A 22968-nucleotide genomic window follows, 5' to 3' on the forward strand; every position below is an offset into this window, starting at 1 on the left:
CTACGAAAAAATAGATAAAAAAAAGAACCGTAATACCAGCATTTGCTGATACCACGATTCTCAGGTTTATAACGTAGCTGTCAAGGCGCTTCAGACAGCAGCTCCCGCAGCTGAAGCATATCCTCAGGCCACGGATCGCTTACTTCCAGTTGTTCACCGCTCCAAGGGTGGCGGAAAGACAGCAGCTCGCCATGGAGCGCATGTCGGCCGGCAGCGCTGGAAGCCCAGACCGGGCCGCCATATAGCGCATCCCCATACAAGGGATGACCCATATGGCTGAGATGGACGCGAATCTGATGCGTCCGTCCGGTCTCCAGCTGCACATGCACCAGGCTCCCGCCATGCAGTGCTTCGCGTCCGAGGATTCGAGTCACGGCGGACTGTCCGCCGGGTGAGACTCTTCTCCGCGCCGCATGATGACGATCGCGCCCTATCGGCGCGTCGATCACTTTAAGCGTAGGCGGCACTGTGCCTCGGGCGATCGCGGCGTATAGCCGCGAGATGCTTTTTTCACGCATATTCTCGTCTAGGACAAGCTGTGCGAACTCATTCTTCACATACATCACCGGACCTGTTGTATCCTTGTCCAGTCGGTGAATATGCCTTACAGCTGCACTAACACCGGTAGCGACATAATGCGCAGCTACAAGGTGATCCAGCGTTACGCCTAAGCCACTGCCATCCGGATGAACCGCCATGCCTGCCGGCTTGTGGGCAACCAAGCAAAAATCATCCTCATACAACACTTCAAGCTCTTCCCATACCGGTTCAATGCCGGCTTCACGATCCGGAAAAAGTGCCAGTCGCAGTCGATCTCCCTTCCACTGAATGCCCCCCTCGCGGCGCAGACGCAGATGAAGCTTCTCAGGCATACCTACAGTTTCCAGCAGCCACTTATCAATTGCAGCTTCAGAATCCTCGGCTCCTGTAATGATTTTGCCGGGTGTTACTTCTAGCCACTCCCCGCGTCTAGTCCAAGCTCCACCACCGGTTCGTACTCCGGCTCCAATACTCAAAGGGCCTTCAGGGCATTATAGTGGCCCTCAATGGTATCATTAATATCCTGCTCACTATGCGCAGCCGACACGAACATACCTTCAAACTGTGAAGGTGGCACGCTAATGCCTTGGCTCAGCATATGACCAAAATAACGACGGAATAGATCCGTGTTGCTAGTCTTGGCCGTTTCAAAATTAGTTACTGGTCCTTCCGTGAAGAACGGACAGACCATCGAGCCCACACGGTTAATTGTCAGTGGAACACCGGTCTCGATTGCATTCTTTTTCAAGCCTGCCTCTAGACGCGCCCCTAATTGCTCAAGACGATCATAAACTTCCGGTGTCAGTAGCTTCAACGTAGTGAGTCCTGCCGCCATCGCTAATGGATTACCACTAAGTGTGCCAGCCTGATAGATCGGTCCCGTAGGAGCGATTTGCTCCATGATCTCTCTTTTGCCGCCATAAGCGCCTACTGGAAGTCCTCCACCGATGACTTTGCCGAAGCAGGTAATATCCGGAGTAATGTTGAACAAGCCTTGAGCACAACCACGATTGACACGGAAGCCTGTCATTACCTCATCAAAAATAAGCAAAGATCCATTGTCTGAAGTTAACTTGCGAAGTCCTTCCAGAAATCCCGGAAGTGGTGGTACAACACCCATGTTGCCGGCAATCGGCTCTACGATCACTGCGGCAATCTCACTGCCAAAACGTTCGAAAGCAATCTGAGTGGACTCCAAATCATTGTATGGAACTGTAATTGTATTTACTGCCACACCTTCGGGAACACCTGGGCTGTCCGGCAGACCTAATGTGGCTACACCGGAACCCGCTTTAATAAGCAGACTATCCGCGTGACCATGGTAGGAGCCTTCGAATTTCAAAATTTTACTGCGTCCTGTATAACCACGTGCCAAACGAATCGCACTCATCGTAGCTTCCGTTCCGGAGTTAACCATACGTACGATATCTACAGAGGCTACACGTTCGACAACCATTTTTGCCATTTCAGTTTCAAGTAAAGTCGGTGCGCCAAAGCTTGTCCCTTTTACCGCCGTCTCCTGCAATGCCTTTACAACCTCAGGATGCGCATGACCCATAATCAGCGGTCCCCATGAGCATACATAGTCGATAAAGCTGTTGCCGTCGATATCATAAATACGCGATCCGATCCCATGATCCACATAAATCGGAGTCAATCCTACGGATTTGAACGCCCGTACAGGGCTGTTCACCCCACCGGGAATATATTGTTTTGCTTCATCAAAAGCCTTGCGGGACGCTTCCTCTTTACGCGCCATTGGCTCAGTACTCATCTATCTTCACTCCTATTCTGTTCTTGGTCACACAGGTATAGATTAACCACGCAGCCAGCGCGCAGCATCTTTTGCGAAATAAGTAATAATAATATCCGCTCCGGCCCGTTTCATGCCAGTCAGCATTTCAAGCACAACGGCTTGCTCGTCAATCCAGCCTTGCAGCGCTGCTGCTTTTACCATGGAATATTCGCCACTCACATTGTAAGCCACAAGAGGCAAATCGAACTGGTCGCGGATCGTACGAATCACGTCCAAGTAAGCCAGAGCCGGCTTCACCATTAACATATCTGCACCTTCCAGCACATCGGACTCTGCTTCACGGAGCGCTTCGCGCAGATTGGCAGGGTCCATTTGATAGGTTTTGCGATTTCCGAACTGTGGCGCTGAATCCGCAGCTTCGCGGAAAGGGCCATAAAATGCCGAAGCATATTTGACCGAATACGACATAATCGGCACATGTTCAAAGCCATTCTCATCTAGTCCCGCACGAATCGCGTGTACGAATCCATCCATCATATTCGAAGGTGCAATAATATCTGCTCCAGCTTTAGCTTGGGATACCGCCGTACGGGTCAACAGCTCTAGCGAAGCATCGTTGATGACATCACCGTGTACCACACCGTTTACCGTATGCGTATGCACCATCCCGCAATGTCCGTGATCCGTAAATTCACAAAGGCAGGTATCTGCAACGACCAACAGCTCAGGGTACCACTGCTTGATCAAGCGAGTAGCCTCTTGCACAATTCCATCCTCTGCGAAACCGGAAGAACCGATTGCATCCTTCGTTTCAGGAATCCCGAATAACAGTACAGCCGGAATGCCTAGTGCGGCAATCTCGTCCACTTCTGCTTTTAAAGTATCCAGTGAAAAATGGTACACGCCCGGCATCGAGCTAATCTCATTCTTCACACCTGTTCCATAAGTCACAAATATAGGCTGTACAAAATCCAGTACATTCAGTACTGTCTCCCGCACCATACCGCGAATTCCAGCAGAACCGCGTAGACGACGGTGACGTGTAATTGGAAAGCTCATTTGTTCATCCTCCTGAAAATAAAATATATAGACACAACGGACATTTATAGTTTGCCCGTCTAACTGCCAGTTAGTTAACAATCTGATTTCATTGCAGAATGTGCAATAGAAAAGACTTAGAATTGGAATTGATTCTAAATTTAAGAGATTCTATTGTACAAACTACAACCAGTCTAAGGTTACTTATATTAATAGGGCTATTGCTCACCTATCTCTATGAAACTAATTGATTCTAGTCTCCGCATTCCATCGACAGAGTTCCTGCACCAGACTATTAATAGTTGCTTCTTCAGGTAGCAGTCCCGGGGTAAGCCCCGCCTCCACGGCAGTCTGCTCGGTTAATGGCCCGATGCAGGCTATTTTCACGTTAGCTAGCAGTGGGAGTGGATCTTCGAGCCCCATTCTTTTCAGAATGTGGATGAAATTGCGCACCGTTGAAGAACTAGTAAAAGTCACCGCGTGTACGCGTCCCTCCTCCAGCAGCTTCAACAGCTCGTCATCATCTTCACCTGTCACAACCGTCTCATAGGTATCGACGTCTGTGACTTGAAGGCCAAGCTCTCTCAGCTTGTCCGGCAGCCAGTCGCGCCCCAGATCGCCGCGCGGCAACAGCACGTTCTGCCCCGGCAGCAGCTGGGGACCGAACTTCTCAATCAGACCTTCCGCCTGAAACTTCGTCGGAAGTTCCTCAGCGATCACCCCGCGCTGCGCCAGCGCGGCTGCTGTACCCGGCCCCACCGCTGCAATCCTTGCGCGGTGAAGCCCCCGAATGTCCGCCCCCTGCTCCGCCAAGTGGCGCCAAAAAAACTCCACGCCGTTCGGGCTAGTGAAGAATACCCAGTCGTACGATTCCAGCGCGCCAAACGCCGCTGCAATCTTCTCCTTCTTCTCTGCGCCTTCCGGCATGATCGTCTCGATCACCGGGAACTCGTAGGGTTCCCCGCCGAGTTCCTCAATCATATCCACGAGCTCGCTCGCTTGGCTCCGAGCCCGTGTCACCACGATGCGTTTGCCGAATAACGGCATCGCCTCAGCCCACTTGAGCTGCTCACGCTGCAGCACCACGTCGCCAACGACGATGACGGCCGGCGGCTGAAAATCCGCCGCCTTCACTTTCGCCTCAATATCGGCGAGGGTTCCCGTCAGTGTCTCCTGATCTGCGCGGGTACCCCAGCGCACCAGCGCCACTGGTGTTTCTGGCGGGCGCCCATGCTTGATCAGCTGGGCGCTGATATATCCTATTTTGGCTACGCCCATCAGGAACACTAACGTCCCCGTGGCATTCGTTACTTTATCCCAATGAATGGAATGATCCAGTTTATCTGGACTCTCATGTCCGGTGATAATCGACAGGGAAGAAGCATGATCGCGGTGCGTGACAGGTATACCCGCATAAGCAGGTACGCTGATCGCCGACGTGATACCCGGTACGATTTCGTAATAGATCCCATTTTTGCGCAGCAGCTCCGCTTCTTCACCTACGCGGCCAAAAATCGTAGGGTCCCCACCCTTCAGCCGCACCACTGTTTTCCCCTGTAAAGCCAGATCAACTAACAATTGATTAATCTCTTCCTGCTTCATCGTGTGGCGATCCGGCAGCTTGCCAACATAAATCTTCTCGCCGCCGGGCTTCATGCATTTCAGCAATCTAGGACTTGCCAGCCGATCGTACACCAACACGTCGCTTTTTCGAATACACTCGAGGCCTTTTACAGTAATCAGCTTTGCGTCCCCGGGACCTGCACCTACCAAATAAACCTTCCCCGTCAATCCCCTCATCCCCTAACGTCTGACAGTATCTTCTCCGCTCCTCTTGCGATCAGCTTCTTAGCGACTTCTTCGCCTAGCTGTACTGGATCTACCCCAGTGCAAGTTTCTTTCAAAATCGTTGAACCGTCAGGTGTTCCCACCATTCCGGTTAAGGAGATTATTTTGTGCTCCGCGGTAGTAGCTTCCGCAGCTGCGTCAAGCACCGCATGAGCACCAATTGGCACTTGGCAGCCGCCGTTCAGCACGCCAAGGAACGTGCGCTCCGCCGCCACCGTCAACGCTGTATCGGCGTCGTTGTATAACGCCAGCAGCTTCCGCAGGTCGGCGTCATCTGCGCGGCACTCGATGCCGAGTGCGCCCTGCCCTACAGCGGGCAGGCAAACTTCCGGTGGCAGGTAGGCGCTCACGCGATCCTGCCAGCCCATGCGCGACAGCCCCGCTGCTGCAAGCAGGATCGCGTCGTATTCGCCGCTCTCCAGCTTGCCCAACCGCGAGTCAATGTTGCCGCGCACGGGCTCAATGACCAGATCAGGCCGCAGCGCAGCTAGCTGGCTGGAGCGGCGTAGGCTGCTTGTGCCTACGCGTGCGCCCTGAGGCAACTCGTCCAGCGAGACGCCTCCGTTAGAGATCAGTGCATCGCGCGGATCGACGCGCTTCGGCACAGCACCGTTGATCAGCCCATCCGGCAGCTCGGAGGGCATGTCCTTCATGCTGTGCACCGCCATGTCGATTTCCTTTTCCAGCATGGCCTGCTCGATTTCCTTCACGAACAACCCTTTGCCGCCTACCTTGGACAAGGTGACATCAAGGATACGATCCCCTTTGGTAACAATCTTTTTCACTTCAAAAGTGAATCCAAAACCATGCTCCTCGCTCAGTCGCTCCAGATCCGAAATCACATGCCCTGTTTGCGTCAACGCAAGTGCGCTCTGTCTACTCCCCACAATAATCTTACGCATTGTCCATTCCTCCTGATTACGTCTGCCTCTTACTCTTCACCGTAGACCGTATATAGTAATCCAAACTAACCAAAAGCTACTCCGCACTATTTAAAGGGCATTTTTGCCCTTTATTTAGCTCTTTCGTCCGTTATAGCTCAATTAAGGGGTATTTTTGCCCTTCATATGACTGATATGAGCGTTTTAGAGCAATTCAAAGGTATTTATACCCTTCATTTATCTCTTTTGACGACTATTACTCAATTAAGGGGTATTTTTGCCCCTCTTTCGACCATTCCAGCCACTTCAGCCCAATTCAATAGTACTTTTACCGCTCTTTCGACCATTCCAGCCACTTTAGCCGTACTCATATCATTAATCTAACCTAATTTTGTAATCTTCACAGTGTCCACGCGCACTTTTACTCCGCCCGATGATCAGCAATCCAAGCATCCATATCCTCCGGGCTCCACACAACAAAGCTACCGTTTCTCATTTCATTCAACACATCGAGCGCCCCAAGCTTCCGCAAAAGCCTTCCACGAACTTCAGCAGAAGATTCTTGTTCCTTAATCCGGGTTCGCATGGTATGTACAAAATCCAAATATGGCTCATACGCCGCATCCAGCGCCTCTTCAAGCACACTTTTAATCTTCGCAGCCGCAAGCGGACCAGCACCCGAAGTAGATACAGCTACCGTCAACCGCCCCCTCCGTACAACTCCGGGCGTGATAAAATTCCCCGCTTCCGCATGGCTAGCCACATTCACATGAATGCCAAGTCGCCTAGACTCCTGCGCAACCTCTTCATTAACCGTTCTATCGTTAGTGGCTGCATATACGAGAAAGGCCCCACGGAGATCTCCGGGAGCATAAGGGCGGTCATGCCAGGTCATGAGACCCTTTTTCACTAGAGAGGCAAGCGTATCTGTCAAAGAGGGACTAATCATCTTAACCACCGCTCCAGCTTCCAGCAGCCCACTCACCTTCCGTTCAACCACGGCACCACCGCCAATAACCACAACCTGTTGCTTTTCACAATCCAGCATTATGGGCAAATACCGAGTCATGCTCTTCACTCCCCGCTCCAACCGTGAAAACCAGATAAAGAATTCAACAAAAAATTCAAGATAGTAAAAGCATATCCTAAAATCGCCCAGCGAGCCATACTTACTCCACTTTTCCGCCCGGATTTCTTAAAGATAATATAAAATATGTAAATTCCAAGGCCAATAAGTGTCGTTAGTACTTTTAAATCCTTCAATAATAGTGTCCGTCCCTCAGAAACAATAGATAAGCTAGCCACCACCAGAGAGATTGCCAGCAAAGGAGTCCCCACCAGAATAGCGGTGTAAGAATATTTATCTGTAGTCTCTAAGTTTGGTAAACGACGAATTCGATCACTCCATTGCTTGCTTTTGAGTCTGGTGTGCAGGAATAAGTACAATATTGCAAATACCGTCCCAAGTGTCAGTGCAGCAAAACTCAAATTGGCCAAAATCACATGCATTGTCAACCAACCATACACCGAGCTCCAAGTCTCAAGCGTATGTCCCCCCGCCGTCAGCCACACCCGATTTAAGAGAAAAACACAGAATCCAGCCACACTAAGCAGCAGAATCGTAAACTCGCCTCCACGTGTAAAAGCCACCGCAAGCGAAGTCAGCACAATACTAAATGCAAACCAGAACAAGAAATCATAAGGTGTGAAAATGGGCAGTCCCTTTTCCTGAGAGAAACGAATCCCCAGTCCTGCAGCTTGCAAAAGACCCACAACAACAAGAAGCCCCGTGCCTAACCGCTTCCCACTCGGGTTGCGATAAAGGCAATCCGAGAAAACAAACAGCAGGCTCAGGGCATATAGCAGCAGAGCGGCATCATATATTCCGTTCAGCAGTTGCATATCACTCACCTACCCAACAGGCCTGCCGGAGCAAGCACCGTCTTAGGCACAGAAAAATCGCCGCTACCGGCAGTACGTTCTGTGGAACTAGACTGCTTAACCGGGGCGGAATCTCCGCCATCTGAATTGGATTCGAGCTGTTCCTGTAGCGCAAAGATTTTGGAGAAATAATCAAGAGCTTCATTCCCCTGCTTGCCACCGGACATCTCTTTAATAACATTAATTGGATCATGCATCATTTGGTTCACAATGCTTTTGGTCAAACGACGGATCACCTTGCGCTGATGCTCGTCCAGCTCAGGCAGCTTATTGAACAGACTCTCCATCGTTTCCTCATGAATCGCATTCGACTTATCCTGAAGCGCCCGGATTACCGGTCTCACGCCAAGCGTCTTAAGCCACAGCTGGAACTCATCCATTTCCTCACCGATCATCACTTCAATCTTCGCAGCTTCACTCCGGCGCATTTCCAGGTTACTCTCCACAATGCCCTCCAGATCGTCAATATCATACAAAAAAACATCTGGCACATTAGCCGCTGCAGGATCAATATCACGGGGCACAGCTATATCAATCATAAAAAGCGGCCGCGAAGGACGACGCTTCATAGCATTCGCTACCTGATCTGCCGAAAGTACATACCCATCAGCTCCCGTTGAGCTGATCACGATATCTACCTCATTAAGAGTTTTTAGCGCATCTTCAATCGTGCTTGGCTTACCCGAGAACTTCTCTGCCAGTTCAATCGCACGCGACAGCGTACGGTTAGCGACAATCACCTCAGCCGCACCACTACTATATAGATGCTTTACAGTGAGCTCGCTCATTTTGCCGGCGCCGAGAATCAGTACTCTTTTACCAGTGAACATGCCAAAAATCCGCTTGCCCAGCTCCACTGCCGCATAACTGACAGATACTGCGCTTTCGCCGATTGACGTTTCACTATGTGCTCTTTTGCCGAGTGTCACCGCTTGTTTAAATAACCGATTGAACCAAGTTCCAGTTACACCCTCAGCCTGAGCCGTGAGAAAAGAACTTCGCACCTGTCCAAGGATCTGCGTCTCGCCAATCACCATGGAATCCAGGCCGCAGGTCACGCGGAACAAATGCGCAATCGCCTGCTCGTCTTCATATATATACATATGCTGTGCAAATTGCTCATTTTTCACTCCAAACCACTGCTCCATAAAGCCGCGGAGGAAATAGCCCCCCATATGAAGGCGGTCCATGACCACATAAATTTCCGTACGGTTGCAGGTGGCTACTACGACCCCTTCCAGCACACCCTTCGTCTTCATCAATTGATGAAGCGCTGCCGGAAGATCACTCTCCGCAAAAGCAAACTGTTCCCTAACCTCCACGGGAGCCGTACGATAATTCAGGCCAACGACGACGATGTGCATCGATAGTTCACCATCCTAGTCTCTATTCATTACTGTGTACAGTTATATTAAAGAATATTTTTACATAATATTCACTTTCACAACATCTCAAAACACTGTGTTAAGTATATCACACGAAAATACGACTTTTTACAGATTTTTTGAACGCTTTATGAAATCCAGATAATAATTATTATAAATAAAAAACCGCAGGTTCGCTACGGTTAGGATGGGTTATTTTGTGATTAATTATTAGTTGGGTAGGGGAAAAGTGGGAATTTAATTGCACTAACTCAAAATTACCCGGGTTCTTCAACTTTTATAGATGCTACTTCTGCGCACCTTTTACAAAATGTGAAGATAAGTGGTGAACCATACGTTACGATGATTATCTAAATGAAAGAATCCATTCTGTAGGAAGCTAGCGAAACCAGTTCTTTATCTGATCAAGAGTACTTTTTGCCTCCGGTCCATTATAACCGAAGGTGTTGCCGATCATCTTGACATACTCGTTGAACGTAGTTTCCCGACTCTTTCGGTCACTCCACCAGCGCTTAGCATTATATCCTGAGGCTGAGCCTACATACGTAAGCTCAATATCTGTTTTTTTGTACACACGATCAAAAAGAAGCTTCACCCTCCGTATATGAAAATCCGATGAAACAACAATTGCAGATTTGAAATTGTGTTCCTTCATTATAGGAAGAGTGAACTCGGCGTTCTGAAGGGTACTATCCGCCGAATTCTCGGTATAGATAGCGTCCCGTGGTATACCGAGATCAAGGGCGGTTTGGAGCATATCACCTGATGAACTCATTGACTCTTTGGCATTGGAAAGAATTATATAAAGAGCGTAGCCAGCTTTATATAAATCGGCTGCTTTTTCTACTCGGCCTTGACCTCCGCTAAGTACGATGATAACGTCTGCTTGCTTGGGAGATTCAGTTAGGCTGAGGAAGCGGCCAGCGGTAAAGAAACCAGTAATCAATAATAGTAAGCAAATGAAAATGATAACTCTTCTATTTATTAATTTACCTTTTCTTTTCTTAATAGATACGTTACTCATAGATCACTTATGCGATTCGTTACTACGGATTTGTTGCCACCATTCAGCATTATCAATATACCATTGGATCGTCTGCGCAATTCCTGTCTCAAAAGTATAAGTTGGCTTCCAACCTAAATTCTCAAGTTTCGTTGGATCAATGGCGTAGCGTTTATCATGTCCTAATCTATCTGTTACGAATTCAATCAAATCATCAAATTTCCCTAAGGTACTGATAATCGTCTTAACTACTTCAAGATTAGTTCTCTCATTATGACCACCCACATTATAAACTTCACCACTTACTCCTTCGTGCACGACAAGGTCAATGGCCGCACAGTGATCCCAGACATGGAGCCAGTCGCGAATATTTTTTCCGTCTCCATATACAGGAACCTTCTCTTCATTTAATACTCTTGAGATGGTCAGTGGAATCAGTTTTTCAGGAAAATGATACGGGCCGTAATTATTCGAGCAGCGTGTTATGTTCATTGGTAAACCAAAGGTCTCATAATACGCACGGACTAGCAAATCAGACGCCGTTTTACTAGCACTATAAGGACTGTTAGGCTGCAAAGGTGTTTCTTCGGTAAAAAATACAGTAGGATCAAAATCGAGTTCGCCATACACTTCATCCGTAGAGACATGGAGGAATTTAGTAATGCCGAATTTTTTAGCTGCATCCAGTAGTACCTGTGTCCCCATAACATTCGTACGAACGAATGTCGCAGGATCAGTAATTGAGCGATCCACATGGCTCTCCGCAGCGAAATGAACTACATAATCGAATTTCTCCAACTCAAAAAGAGACAATATTGCCTCTCGGTCAGCAATGTCAGCTTGAACAAACCGATAATTCGATTTTGAATCAATATCCTTGTGCTTCGTTAGATCACCCGCATAAGTTAGCAAATCCAAATTCACAATATCATAATCCGGATATTTATCTACCATATACTGTACGAAGTTGCCTCCAATAAATCCGGCACCACCCGTAACCAGCATCTTTTGCTTACTCAATGAAAGCACCCCCGATCTATTGGCTTTAATATTAGTTATTATATAAAAAATTCAAATTGGCATCTTTTAATAAAGGCGCCTTTTCATCTTTGGCAGACAGTACTGGTGTAACATGAATAGGCCATTCGATGCCAATAGAAAGATCATTCCAAAGAATGCTCTCATCATATTCCGGCGCATAAAGCTCATCACACTTATACTTAACCTTTATGTCCTGTTAGAGTCATAAATCCATCAGCGAACCCTTTGGGGATGAGCAGTGCTTCTTGTTCTCAGCACTCAGCTCAATTCTGAGCCACTTGCTATAGATCCCTTATAAAGTTCAACGTGTTATATTCATAAATTCATATTTTTTTAATTTAACCATTAAATCAAAGGAATCCAACTTGCGATTCACCTGACTCCTAAGCTAATTATTATTGGATATCTAATCATACACTAAGAAAGGAAAGGTTTGCATTTACAAGAAAATATGATTAATTCAAGTACAAAATTCTTCGTTGATAAACATAATAAGGATCATTAGTACTCTCCTTTTAAATCTAAATAATCATTAATCCAGCTACTCATACAGTTAATCTCACTCGCGATCCCAGGTCCCTTTCCACCTGTTCCTTGAGAGCTAGGCAGAAGATCCCTTAATAGTGATCTTTGTCGTTACCAATGGTTCATCAATAATATATCTCTTATTATGTCACAACTATCATAATAGGACATATTTCGACAGACTCCACTCTAAAATAGATTTAACAAAAATCTTAAGGAGTAAATCTACTTATATTATAAAACTGAAGTTTCTAAAGTAACAGGGGTTCAATTTCGCAATTATCAAAAGATTAATGTACTATATTATAAATAATCCATAGTCAGTAGTGTTTTTCTAATATCTACAGGTTGGAAGACACAAACACTTTATAAATATTATATTTTTATAGTAATAGACTTTTCATAGATAACTCGATAATTCGGGAAATTATGGATTAAAAATAAAATAACGTATACAATAGTAGCAACATTCGATCCCGGGGGAGTATTTATATGATATTAAGTAAAGAAGATTTAAAATATTATTTACAAGAAGATAAAAGAGCATTAGGGAAATTGAAAAATAAAAATCCAAGATTATTTAGGGACGATATATGGAGATTTCAGATTATATTAAGAAAACATGAATACTACTCCAATATTAACAGCACCATTAAATCTAAATTATTCAAAAAAATATATTCTGTTTTGCACACTAGAAAGGGATTAAAGCTCGGTTTTTCTATTCCAATCAATGTGTTTGGACCTGGATTAAGGATTAATCATTACGGTCTTCTGGTAGTTAATAAGAACGCTAAAATCGGGTCAAATTGTGATATTCATCAAGGTGTTAATATAGGACAAAATATCCATGAAGGTGAAGTACCCACAATAGGTGATAATGTATGGATTGGTCCCGGAGCAAAAATATTCGGAAAGATATCGATTGCTAAAGGAATTGCAGTAGGTGCTAATTCAGTTGTAAACAAATCATTTGTTGAGGAAAACATTACAATAGCTGGATCACCTGCGAAAAAAATAAAATGTTCAGGAACCAATGAAATGGAAACTGCTGCAAATATTAAATACAATGTAATGTGATTTATCATTGAATATACCGTATCTCATTTATATTTTCATTTTTTGAGTAGTCTTCAGAAATTGACGTGAAATTGATATTCCAATAGTTCTTTGAGCGATTCAAAGAACTATTGGAATATCTTTCTTATTACACAATTGATAAGTAGTCTATATAGATTCTTCTTATGAATAGAAATTTGCCTCGGCATTTAAAAATCAAAATATACTTCGGTTAAATAAAAAGTACTAAACGTTATTTATTTAAAACAACTAAAATATAATATTTCTACGAATTAGTAAGAGTATTTACAATGAACTAAACTTGTTATTTTCAGTTCATTCATTTGTTTTAGGTTATTTTTTCAAAAAAAAAGTGTTTTTTAATCTTTTTATAATTTTCAATAAGGTTATTTTTTCAAAAATAAAATTTATAAATAGTACTAATATCCCAACATAAATTGACACAATAATCGCATAAATAACCCACTCTGTAAGACTATTTGCTTCCAAAGTAAAAAAAATATTAATTGGTAATACAGCAATTATTATTATGGATAGCATTCGTATAATTCTTATAAATGTATTTTTAAATTTAAATTTAGTAATAGTTTCTGCATAAAATAAGTCTATCGAACGGTAAAGTAAACCTAACGAACTTCCGATTAATACTCCCTTTAAACCATATAATATAACCAGAGGTATCGAAAAAATGATTGTTAAAATTGCTTCAATTATTGCCCGATGTCTTGTTTCTCTATAGTGTCCAGCTGAGATTATAATAGTACTCTGAGGAATTTTCCAATTGTTTAAAACACCAATTAGTGTAAACAATAGAAGGGTTCCCTGATCAACATAACTTGCGTCAGTAATACCATTTGTATATAACTTTATAAAAGAAATCCCTAAAATCAAAACGCAAGAATAAGCAAATGAAACCATTCCGTAGTACACGAATTCATATTGAGAGTATGCTTCTTTTAACAATTTGTATTCCTTACTTGCTATAAGATCACCTAATGCTGCCGTAAAACTATTTACAAAAACTCCAATTACCATACCAACCCCTGTAAAGATAATTGTATAAATCGAATAAACACTAACAGTCTTCAAATCTGTAAATATAGTTAAAAGTAAGACCGGTACATTAAATACGATCATACCAGATATTTGATGAAGCACAACATCATATCTTTTAGATAATGCTGACATAATAGGTGCTACTTTGAAATCCAAATAAGGGAATTTCAAATTTGAATATCTCTTTATTATATACGCATTTAGAAGATTAGCAGCTAATGATATAAAATATACCAATGCAATATTAAGCTCTAGTTTGATTAGTATAACCATTATAACTGTATTAACCACAGTATATATTCCTCTTGATAATGATAGTATATATACAGATTGTGAAGCAGTAAGTAAAACTGTATAACTCCCGATTAAAAAATAATTAATAATACCAGTTGCACCGATTGAAAAAGTTAAAAAAACTATAGTATACCAATCTATGCTCTCATTATTTATTATTAAGGGATATAAAACACATAATATTAAAAGTAACCCTAAAAAAACGAATCCAACCTGTTTATAAGCTTTTTTGGCAGCTGACAATATTCCATTTATAACATTGTAATCATTCTCTGCGAGTGGTTTGTATAACGAATAGATCATTGCACCACTTAATCCGGTTTCAAAAATATATAAATAATTTATAATTTGTGTTAAAGAGGTTCTTAATCCGTTAACAGAAGATCCATACGTTACTAGTAGTAATCTAACTATAATGATTCCGGAAATGAAAGTAATTACTTGCAATAAAATTGAAGCTAAAGTATTATAAATTGTTTTTTTAGTCCTCACTTTTTCCCATCCTTTGTTAGCTAGCAGTTAATTCTAAAATGTATAGGAACGCGGTAACTAATATTTGTGAATATATTGATATAACCTTACTAAAATAAATTTCAAAATGGAACTTTGAGATAATAAAATATATATTCAAAATAAAGCCTTTATTCTATGAAAATATCTGAAGGCCCCTCTAATATTTCTATTAGGTTGAAAATATTCTTCTTATATTTTTTTTAATACTCACTATTATATTTGTCATTCTTTTGCCAAATAGTTTGTAAAGTTTTTTCTTTCTTTTAGCAGAGGAAGAAACCCACGAACCAGCAAAGTGATGAATAGTATAAGTCTCTGTTCTTAACTCAATACTTCCCGAGACATGATCTTTAGGACAAAAATACTTTTGTGGATACATCGTAAATCCATTTTTTGTTTGATGGGTATTATTAAGTTTAAGTCCATTCTGAACACAATAACTTGTAATAACTGTTACATTAGTAGTTAAATCATAAGAACCATCACTTTTAATAAATTTACGTCCATTATAATATGATAATAAGATTTCGAAGAATGGATCATGTTGTTTGCATCCCATTATGGCTGTAGATACAGTTGCGGGGGTTTCAAAGCCAGAAAATGCTTCATCCTCAAGAAATTCATCTAATGGCTTAATTACTTCAACATCAGTATCCATATAAATGCCGCCGCAATGATATAATGCAGATAATCTAACATAATCTGAAACAAAAGCATATTTTTTAGCTTCATAAGCTTGCTTTACATATTCATTACTATCTATATCAAAATTAGTCTCATTCCACTCTATTATCTCATAATCCGGACAATGCTTTCTCCAGCTTTCAATGCATTTTATAGCTAGTAAAGGTAGCGGATTTCCTCCGAACCAACAATAATGAATTTTTTTAGGTATCATATCCTATTTCCTCCGATTTAGAGCACTATTATTACTTATAGACTATTATCAAATATCGTACGATACATTAGATTATTTGTATCAACACTAAATATATCAATAATTGTAGAAGCAAATAAAATAAAATATGCTAGTAAAAATATAATATACGCTATCTTAAAAAGATTATTTTCTATTTTTAATTTTATAAATAAATATGGTATTACTGGAACAATTGCCATATGGCCATACATTGTTAACCTACTAACGACAAAACTACTTAAAGTAAATAACAATAAACTATTAAATAAGATATACGTGATTATAAATGGATAATAATCCGAATCCTTTTGTCCTGTCTTTAAAGAAAGTATGAGTGCAATAGAAATATAAAATAAAGCACCTATACCAGGATTTGGGTTATAGTCAAGTATGCTACCAAGGAGAGACATATATTTGTCAGGGACAAAAAAATAGTTAATAAGACTTATAATATTAAAGAAATAAAGCATAATCCCTAAAATCACCAATGTTACTACACGTCTTATGTTCAAGTTTATATTCTTCAAAAAATATAGTGGTATGAATATAATCGCTGATGTATGAAATAATGAAGCAATTATTACACCAATTGCATACTTAATAATATTCTTTCTAGTTATATATCTAAATGCAAACATTATTATCATCGCAGCAATCGTTTGCCGCACTAGATTAAAAGAAACAAATAGTTGTCCTGTTAGAATAAAATATAATACTATTTTTTCATAACCAATATTAAGATCTTTTGAAATTAGATACATTAAATAAAAAATTATGAATCCAAGAAATACATTAAATACCCAGAAAGGAGCATTTAAAAATTTAAAAAAATTCGTGGATAGAGTATATAAAAACTCGTAATTATACCACCCATACTCATTTTTGTATATTATTTCATAACTTAAATAATCTCTTCCAACATTGTATCTAATACCATATACAATTACCATAATCACTATAATAGCTGTATCTATCACTATCTTTTGTTTTATTTTTTTTTTAATTAAGGATAAAATGCCAATACCAAATAATAAAAAAATATATATCATGTAATCTCTCCAATTTGCTAACTCTTTAATAAACTAAAAAATTTATAAGTCATATAATACATATGTTTATTAATAATCAGAAAATATACTTGGATCTTATTCTTTCTACTATAAGCTCGGTTAAGTAAAAACCTTTTATTAATAAGATTTTTATATTTCCTACGAAAAAGTCTCCCCATTTTAAAACCACTTAAATATTTCATCACTAAATTATCATTCAATAATTGTCTCAATTCAATATCTTTAAGTTCATCATATATAATGGATAATTCATGGCAAGTTTGTACAATATGAACGCCATTATTTGATAAATCACCCTTTCTTGTAATCGAACTATCCCTTATTACATAATTATAAAATATAATATTAGTACTAATTACACTATTAGCCTTAAGAAAGACTCTTGGTGTAAATTGCTCATCCTCATGCAACAAACCTATTTTAAATTTCAAATTATGCTCAAGCAAAAATTCTCTTTTGTACATATTCAACCAGACTGCCATATGCATAGTGTTTTCTTTTAATTCTTCAATAAGAAATTTTTTTCCCGTCATTACTTCTCTATTATCCAATAAACTATGGTGCATTATGCCAACAGAATTATATTCTATTTTTTTCGCTGATCCAACTATTACATCAACTGAATTATTATTAATTATTTCTACAAATTTCTCACATGTATCTAATTCAATATAATCGTCTGAATCAACAAATAAAACATACTCCCCAATGGCTAGATTCATACCATAATTTCTTGCTTCTGATAGACCACCATTTTTCTTATGTATAACTTTGACCCTTTGATCTCTATTGGCAAAATAATCACACATCATTGGACAATTATCCGGACTTCCATCATTGACCAATATTATTTCTATATTTGAATAGGTCTGATTAATCAAACTTTGAACACATCTATCTAGGCAATCTTCCACTTTATAAATAGGAACGACTAAAGAAATCCGTGGTCTCATTACTGTCTCTCCTTAATACCTTTAAGCATCAGTTTATAAGCCTCTAATATCGTTTTTTCTTTACTAAACATGGTATGATGTCTGATCACGAACTGCAGACATAATATATTCGCCCATTTTTTTGAAATAAAAGAATACAAAACGCCTTTATCTATAAAGTATTTGTCATTATATCCTTTAAACCATGAGGATTCTTCTTGACTTACATACCCAATTACTAAAGGTACTGTATAAACCTTCAGCCCTTTTCTGATGCAATCTGCAACAAAAAGGCTATCCTCTCCACTACCGTATTTTGCCCCACCACCAAAAAGAAGAGAAAAATAAATGTTTGCTTGCTTCAGTTTCTCTGTCCTAATTGCAAATTTAACTGCGCCATATTTTAGGCAGTTATACCACCTTACCCTGCTGTACTCTTTTATATTATATGTAGGCCTCTTTGGGTTACTACTTGGAACATTGAACAAAATCATATCAGCTTCAGGATGATCCTTGAAGGATTTAATAATTATATCCTTATAACCATCGATATACGTGACATCATCATCGGCTATCAAACAAATATCTGCGGTTGTTCTCATTAGCGCGTTATTTCTACTAAGACCAACTCCACGCTCTGAAAAAGATAAAAATGTAATGTCATGATTTTTATATAAAAATTTCTCATAACTATTTTCATCACACTGATTAACAACTATCGCATCTGACTGTATATTCATCTTCTCAAGTAAATTGTGATCAGACTGATGCATTGTTGAAATCAACACTTCGAGCTTCATTTTTTAATTCCTTCCTATACTGCTATATTCAATATTTGCATTTTCCATCTGACTTAGTTTGAAACAATTTCTACCATCTAAAACAATTGCTTTCTTCATTAAATCACCAAATTTTTCAACATCATAATTTTTAATTTCATTCCACTCAGTAAAGATGAAACATATATCAGCATCTTTAACTGTCTCATCGATATTATCGTAGTAACTAATTCGATCCAAGCCAGCTATGTCACTATTTTTCATTGACTCTTTAAAGTTATCAACTCCTACTGGGTCAAAAGCCTTAATAATAGCTCCATCTTCAAGAAGTATAGGGATGTTAACTAGCGATGGTGCTTCTCTCAAATCATCAGTACCCGGTTTAAATGTTAAGCCAAGAATAGCAACCGTTAAACCTTCGAAATTATCATAATATTTCTTAGCCTTTTTGATAAGTTTTAATTTCTGTTGTTCATTAACCTCAATAGCTGCTTTAATGGTTTTTATTTCGTAATCATTCATATTTGCTAGCCAATGAAGAGCTTTAGTATCTTTTGGAAAACAGCTCCCGCCATAACCAATCCCAGAGTTTAAAAATTTATTTCCAATTCTTGAATCATATCCCATACCTAATGCTACATTTTCGACATTTGCCCCTACTAATTCACAGAGATTTGCGATCTCATTAATATAAGATATTTTTAGGGCCAAATAGTCATTCGATGCATACTTCACCATTTCAGCACTTTTCCTATCCATAACCAAAATAGGAACATCGTAATCTTTATATACTTCTCTCATAACTTTTTCCGCATACTCACACTCAATACCAATTACTATTCGACTGGCATAAAGAGTATCTTTTATTGCAGTTCCTTGCGCCAAAAATTCTGGATTCGATACTACATGAACAGCGATATCATGTTTAACATTATCCTGTATTAATTTTTCTACCTTATCATTGGTTCCTATTGGTACTGTGGATTTGATCACAACAATACAATTATTTTCGATAGATTCTGCTATTTGTTTTGCGACATTATAAACGTAAGTAAGGTTTGCTGATCCATCCTTTTTCTCCGGTGTACCTACACCTATAAAAATGACTTCAGCATCTTTATATGCTAACTTATAATCAATCGTGTATGTCAGTCTCTTTGAATTTTTCTGCATTAATTCTTGCAAATCCTGTTCGAAGATAGGGGAAATCCCCCGTTTAAGCATATCTACCTTATTTTTATCAATATCTGTACAAATAACATCGTGTCCCATTTCAGCATTACATACTGCGGTAACTAGACCAACATATCCTGTCCCTGCCACTGCTATCTTCATTTTTCTGCTCCTCAGGTTCTAATCAAATTCTATCGTGTACTTTCTGCTTTTTCCCAAAATGGTTTTGAATTCCCAGTCAAAATATTATATACACCAACCCACTGTGCTATTATTGTCACACAATAATAGTAAATTAATGTCAGCAGTTTATTATTTGTATTTGTAATAGCTCTAATAGTTCCTAACAAATAAAACAATACTTGACCTATAAAAGTAAATGCATAAAACCATGATTGAGATATTAATAACGCATTAGACAAAAATACTATTAAATGAGAACTCCACAATAAATACCTGCAAGTCCTATGCCCAAAGTAAAAATATGAAAACCACTTATGCTTCCAAACGTTAAGAATTCTTAGATCAGGTAAAATGTGTTTGAGAAGAATCCGGTTCATACGAACTTTTCTACCAAATTCATCTTCGATTACCTCTCCAGCCTTCTCATATGCTACAGCATCATGGTTACATATTGCCCGTTTACCTTGTAATGCATAAAAAGGAGGCATCGCACTATCATGACATTGAATAGGATTGAAATCGTAATAATCACAAGTTCTACAAGCGTAAATTGCTCCATTTCCTGCAGTAATGGTTTGTATACTTCCTTCAATTTCACGAGTATCTAAATCACTATCCCAGTAGCTAGCTTCTGAGCTACTAATATCATTTTCATTATGATTCACAATTGATAGTTTCCCTGTAACATACGCAATTTCTTTCGAAGTGAATGCAGCCATCAGTTCTAATATAGCCTTTTTATCCATCATTGAATTGGCATCGGTCATAACCAAATATTCTGTTGTAACCGTCTTATGAGCCTCATTCTGGGCATTCGTTTTCCCTTTCCGAGCATTAACTTCAAAAAGTCTAATATTTTCCGTTCTATGATTTTCAATGAAATCTTTTACAATTTGATTTGTCTTATCAGTACTGTTATCTGAAGAAACTAAGAACTCTATCTTATTTTTTGGATAATCGAGCTCTAACATATTTTTCATCTTATCAAAAATAACCTTTTCTTCGTTATGAGCAACGATCATTACTGTTACTGTTGGTTGATGAGAATAATCCTTCACTAATTTTCTATTCTTGTAGATAAATCCTATAAATCTTAATGATATTGGATACCCAATCATAGCCCAAAAAATAATAAACCCACTTACATAAAATAAAATCTTCAACAATATCACCATTATGAGTACTCCTCAGAATTTTAAATTATTTTATGTTTTGTTTAGATTAACTTTTTAACGCCATATTTTCGAATGTGTTTCTAATTGTTGTAGTAATCATCTCAAGTTGCTTTTGATCCATTGCACTTCCGGATGGTAAACAAATTCCATTCTGAAAGAAATATTCAGATGTATTATCATCATGTGTAAAAAATAGATACTCCTCAAAAATCGGTTGTAAATGCATTGGCTTCCACACAGGACGAGATTCTATATTTTCCTTTTCAAGCGCATCAATAATATCACTAAAATTAAATTTTGAATTTTGAGTAATTGTTATAACAGATAACCAATAGTTAGGGCTACCATCGGTAGATATCGGCATGAAAAATACAGGGACATCAGATAATAATTCCCTATATAAATCATTTATACTTTTACGCTTTTGAATAAAGGAATCTAGTGCTTCTAACTGCCCTCTTCCTACCCCAGCACAAATATTTGACATTCTATAATTATATCCAACTTCTTTATGCTCATAATGTTTTACTGGCTCTCTTGATTGAGTAGCCCAAAAACGCATTTTCTTTATAGCTTCTTCATCATTGGAAACCACCATACCGCCACCTGATGTGGTAATAATCTTGTTACCATTGAATGAAAAAATACCAATATGTCCAAATGAACCGCATTTCTTACCTTTGTATGTTGCACCAAGAGCTTCAGCAGCGTCTTCTATGACAGGAACACCATAGTGTTCACAAATTGGAAGTAGCGAATCATAATCCGCACTTTGACCATACAAATCTACTATAATAACTGCCTTAGGCATTATATTTTCTTTTTTAGCCCACTCAAATGCTTTCTCTAAAGCGATAGGAGACATATTCCAAGTTTCCGGTTCAGAGTCAATAAATACAGGATTAGCATATTGATATAGAATAGGGTTACAGCTTCCCGCAAAGGTTAGATCAGAGCAAAATACATAGTCACCTGGACCAACGCCAAAATACTTCAGTGCCAAATGAATTCCTGCTGTGCCAGAGGATAAAGCCAGTCCATGGTCTACGCCCACGTACTCGCATAATTCTTCTTCAAATTTATCTACATTTGTCCCCAGGGGAGCAATCCAATTAGTATCAAATGCTTCTTGTATGTACCTCATTTCGTTCCCACTCATGTGAGGAGGGGATAAAAAAATCCTTTCCGACATCGCTTTTCATCTCCAAGTTTTTCTTTATTTTTGCAGGCACTCCTGCCACCATTACATTATCCGGTATATCCTTAATTACTATAGTTCCAGCAGCTACGATTACGTTAAATCCGATAGTTAAATTATTTAACACTTTAGAACCTACACCCAGCCAACTACAGCTTTTCACATGAACAGTTCCACACACGTTAACACCGGGAGAGATGTGCACCCCATTTTCTAATATACAATCATGGTCAATTGAAGATGAAGTATTTAAAATGCAACCTTTTCCAATTCTAGCACTAGCATTGACTACTACTCCAGCCATAATGACACTGCCTCTTTCTATCTGACTGAATCTGCTTATGGTACAAGATGGATGAATGATACTCGGAATTTCAAAGCCTGCACGCTCTAACCTATCTAGCCAAATCATTCTTGTTATATTGTTTCCTATGGCCACGAATGCTGCTGGATAATCTTCTTTATGATCCATATAACTGTCAAACCCACCCAATATAGACTTTCCTAATACATCAGTAAGCTCTTTATTATTATCTAAGAAGGCTATTTCTTCCCAATTCCCAGTACTCATCGCTGCATCAGCAACTACCTTACCATGCCCACCGGCTCCTAAAATCAATAACTTAGACAACCTATAT

The 22968-nt window shown here is 39.9% G+C and carries 21 protein-coding genes; 1 reads left to right on the forward strand and 20 read right to left on the reverse strand.

The annotated features are described in order from the left end of the window. Window positions 1-80: 80 nt before the first annotated feature. From ACQKMP_RS20575 to ACQKMP_RS20625, 11 genes are all read right to left on the reverse strand, one after another. Complete coding sequence (locus tag ACQKMP_RS20575; RefSeq protein ID WP_427470717.1) at window positions 81-1016, reverse strand: RluA family pseudouridine synthase; 936 nt, start codon at window positions 1014-1016, stop codon at window positions 81-83. Continuing rightward, complete coding sequence (gene hemL / locus ACQKMP_RS20580) at window positions 1013-2314, reverse strand: glutamate-1-semialdehyde 2,1-aminomutase (RefSeq protein ID WP_427470719.1); 1302 nt, start codon at window positions 2312-2314, stop codon at window positions 1013-1015. The genes ACQKMP_RS20575 and hemL overlap by 4 nt, the downstream gene beginning before the upstream one ends. Before the next feature lie 42 nt (window positions 2315-2356). After that, on the reverse strand, window positions 2357-3355 hold the full coding sequence (gene hemB / locus ACQKMP_RS20585) for a porphobilinogen synthase (protein WP_042191201.1): 999 nt from the start codon (window positions 3353-3355) through the stop codon (window positions 2357-2359). Window positions 3356-3577: 222 nt separating this feature from the next. Continuing rightward, the gene (cobA, locus tag ACQKMP_RS20590) at window positions 3578-5125 is read right to left on the reverse strand and encodes a uroporphyrinogen-III C-methyltransferase (RefSeq protein ID WP_427470722.1); all 1548 of its coding nucleotides are present in this window, start codon (window positions 5123-5125) and stop codon (window positions 3578-3580) included. Between the two features lie 5 nt (window positions 5126-5130). Then, window positions 5131-6084: a hydroxymethylbilane synthase gene (hemC, locus tag ACQKMP_RS20595; protein WP_427470724.1), complete on the reverse strand. Its 954-nt coding sequence runs from the start codon at window positions 6082-6084 to the stop codon at window positions 5131-5133. Window positions 6085-6484: 400 nt separating this feature from the next. Next, entirely contained in the window at window positions 6485-7132 is a 648-nt protein-coding gene (locus ACQKMP_RS20600; protein WP_427470726.1) for a precorrin-2 dehydrogenase/sirohydrochlorin ferrochelatase family protein, read from the reverse strand. Between the two features lie 5 nt (window positions 7133-7137). Beyond that, complete coding sequence (gene ccsA, locus ACQKMP_RS20605; protein ID WP_076286483.1) at window positions 7138-7965, reverse strand: cytochrome c biogenesis protein CcsA; 828 nt, start codon at window positions 7963-7965, stop codon at window positions 7138-7140. A 5-nt stretch (window positions 7966-7970) separates the two neighbouring features. Beyond that, entirely contained in the window at window positions 7971-9368 is a 1398-nt protein-coding gene (gene hemA, locus ACQKMP_RS20610) for a glutamyl-tRNA reductase (protein WP_076286482.1), read from the reverse strand. Between the two features lie 400 nt (window positions 9369-9768). Next, window positions 9769-10413 (reverse strand): YdcF family protein, encoded by a 645-nt coding sequence (locus tag ACQKMP_RS20615; RefSeq protein WP_427470729.1) that lies wholly within the window; start codon window positions 10411-10413, stop codon window positions 9769-9771. Between the two features lie 3 nt (window positions 10414-10416). Continuing rightward, entirely contained in the window at window positions 10417-11412 is a 996-nt protein-coding gene (rfbB, locus tag ACQKMP_RS20620; protein WP_427470730.1) for a dTDP-glucose 4,6-dehydratase, read from the reverse strand. 31 nt (window positions 11413-11443) lie between these two features. Next, on the reverse strand, window positions 11444-11623 hold the full coding sequence (locus tag ACQKMP_RS20625) for a dTDP-4-dehydrorhamnose 3,5-epimerase family protein (protein WP_427471192.1): 180 nt from the start codon (window positions 11621-11623) through the stop codon (window positions 11444-11446). An 827-nt stretch (window positions 11624-12450) separates the two neighbouring features. Here ACQKMP_RS20625 and ACQKMP_RS20630 point away from each other — a divergent pair. Then, a complete protein-coding gene (locus ACQKMP_RS20630) occupies window positions 12451-13038 on the forward strand; it encodes a serine O-acetyltransferase (RefSeq protein WP_427470732.1) in 588 nt (195 codons plus the stop codon). A 333-nt stretch (window positions 13039-13371) separates the two neighbouring features. On the opposite strand, the gene ACQKMP_RS20635 is transcribed toward ACQKMP_RS20630, so the two are convergent. The 9 genes from ACQKMP_RS20635 to ACQKMP_RS20675 all read right to left on the reverse strand — a co-directional run bounded on the left by ACQKMP_RS20635 (window position 13372) and on the right by ACQKMP_RS20675 (window position 22961). Continuing rightward, the gene (locus ACQKMP_RS20635; RefSeq protein ID WP_427470734.1) at window positions 13372-14880 is read right to left on the reverse strand and encodes a lipopolysaccharide biosynthesis protein; all 1509 of its coding nucleotides are present in this window, start codon (window positions 14878-14880) and stop codon (window positions 13372-13374) included. 190 nt (window positions 14881-15070) lie between these two features. Continuing rightward, window positions 15071-15799, reverse strand: coding sequence for a glycosyltransferase family 32 protein (locus tag ACQKMP_RS20640; protein WP_427470736.1), 729 nt, complete (start codon window positions 15797-15799; stop codon window positions 15071-15073). A gap of 35 nt (window positions 15800-15834) precedes the next feature. Continuing rightward, entirely contained in the window at window positions 15835-16869 is a 1035-nt protein-coding gene (locus ACQKMP_RS20645; RefSeq protein ID WP_427470738.1) for an EpsG family protein, read from the reverse strand. A 17-nt stretch (window positions 16870-16886) separates the two neighbouring features. After that, window positions 16887-17843 (reverse strand): glycosyltransferase, encoded by a 957-nt coding sequence (locus ACQKMP_RS20650; protein ID WP_427470740.1) that lies wholly within the window; start codon window positions 17841-17843, stop codon window positions 16887-16889. Continuing rightward, window positions 17843-18622 carry a glycosyltransferase gene (locus ACQKMP_RS20655; RefSeq protein ID WP_427470742.1) on the reverse strand — a complete coding sequence of 260 codons (780 nt, stop codon included), beginning with the start codon at window positions 18620-18622 and terminating at the stop codon, window positions 17843-17845. The genes ACQKMP_RS20650 and ACQKMP_RS20655 overlap by 1 nt, the downstream gene beginning before the upstream one ends. 3 nt (window positions 18623-18625) lie before the next feature. Next, complete coding sequence (locus ACQKMP_RS20660) at window positions 18626-19936, reverse strand: UDP-glucose dehydrogenase family protein (RefSeq protein ID WP_427470743.1); 1311 nt, start codon at window positions 19934-19936, stop codon at window positions 18626-18628. Window positions 19937-19965: 29 nt separating this feature from the next. After that, complete coding sequence (locus ACQKMP_RS20665) at window positions 19966-21132, reverse strand: glycosyltransferase (protein ID WP_427470745.1); 1167 nt, start codon at window positions 21130-21132, stop codon at window positions 19966-19968. Window positions 21133-21178: 46 nt separating this feature from the next. Further along, on the reverse strand, window positions 21179-22276 hold the full coding sequence (locus ACQKMP_RS20670) for a DegT/DnrJ/EryC1/StrS family aminotransferase (protein ID WP_427470747.1): 1098 nt from the start codon (window positions 22274-22276) through the stop codon (window positions 21179-21181). Beyond that, entirely contained in the window at window positions 22251-22961 is a 711-nt protein-coding gene (locus ACQKMP_RS20675) for an acetyltransferase (protein ID WP_427470749.1), read from the reverse strand. The genes ACQKMP_RS20670 and ACQKMP_RS20675 overlap by 26 nt, the downstream gene beginning before the upstream one ends. Window positions 22962-22968 lie beyond the last annotated feature (7 nt).

The organism is Paenibacillus sp. NPDC101420 (genome assembly GCF_050277435.1).
Lineage (GTDB): Bacteria > Bacillota > Bacilli > Paenibacillales > Paenibacillaceae > Paenibacillus_AQ.

What these genes read in the sequence shown, in the direction of transcription:
- hemL (WP_427470719.1), bottom strand. Translation starts at nt 2,314, where the DNA reads ATGAGTACTGAGCCAATGGCGCGTAAAGAGGAAGCGTCCCGCAAGGCT.
- hemB (WP_042191201.1), bottom strand. Translation starts at nt 3,355, where the DNA reads ATGAGCTTTCCAATTACACGTCACCGTCGTCTACGCGGTTCTGCTGGA.
- hemC (WP_427470724.1), bottom strand. Translation starts at nt 6,084, where the DNA reads ATGCGTAAGATTATTGTGGGGAGTAGACAGAGCGCACTTGCGTTGACG.
- ACQKMP_RS20600 (WP_427470726.1), bottom strand. Translation starts at nt 7,132, where the DNA reads ATGACTCGGTATTTGCCCATAATGCTGGATTGTGAAAAGCAACAGGTT.
- ccsA (WP_076286483.1), bottom strand. Translation starts at nt 7,965, where the DNA reads ATGCAACTGCTGAACGGAATATATGATGCCGCTCTGCTGCTATATGCC.
- hemA (WP_076286482.1), bottom strand. Translation starts at nt 9,368, where the DNA reads ATGCACATCGTCGTCGTTGGCCTGAATTATCGTACGGCTCCCGTGGAG.
- ACQKMP_RS20615 (WP_427470729.1), bottom strand. Translation starts at nt 10,413, where the DNA reads ATGAGTAACGTATCTATTAAGAAAAGAAAAGGTAAATTAATAAATAGA.
- ACQKMP_RS20630 (WP_427470732.1), top strand. Translation starts at nt 12,451, where the DNA reads ATGATATTAAGTAAAGAAGATTTAAAATATTATTTACAAGAAGATAAA.
- ACQKMP_RS20640 (WP_427470736.1), bottom strand. Translation starts at nt 15,799, where the DNA reads ATGATACCTAAAAAAATTCATTATTGTTGGTTCGGAGGAAATCCGCTA.
- ACQKMP_RS20645 (WP_427470738.1), bottom strand. Translation starts at nt 16,869, where the DNA reads ATGATATATATTTTTTTATTATTTGGTATTGGCATTTTATCCTTAATT.
- ACQKMP_RS20650 (WP_427470740.1), bottom strand. Translation starts at nt 17,843, where the DNA reads ATGAGACCACGGATTTCTTTAGTCGTTCCTATTTATAAAGTGGAAGAT.
- ACQKMP_RS20655 (WP_427470742.1), bottom strand. Translation starts at nt 18,622, where the DNA reads ATGAAGCTCGAAGTGTTGATTTCAACAATGCATCAGTCTGATCACAAT.
- ACQKMP_RS20660 (WP_427470743.1), bottom strand. Translation starts at nt 19,936, where the DNA reads ATGAAGATAGCAGTGGCAGGGACAGGATATGTTGGTCTAGTTACCGCA.
- ACQKMP_RS20665 (WP_427470745.1), bottom strand. Translation starts at nt 21,132, where the DNA reads ATGGTGATATTGTTGAAGATTTTATTTTATGTAAGTGGGTTTATTATT.
- ACQKMP_RS20670 (WP_427470747.1), bottom strand. Translation starts at nt 22,276, where the DNA reads ATGAGGTACATACAAGAAGCATTTGATACTAATTGGATTGCTCCCCTG.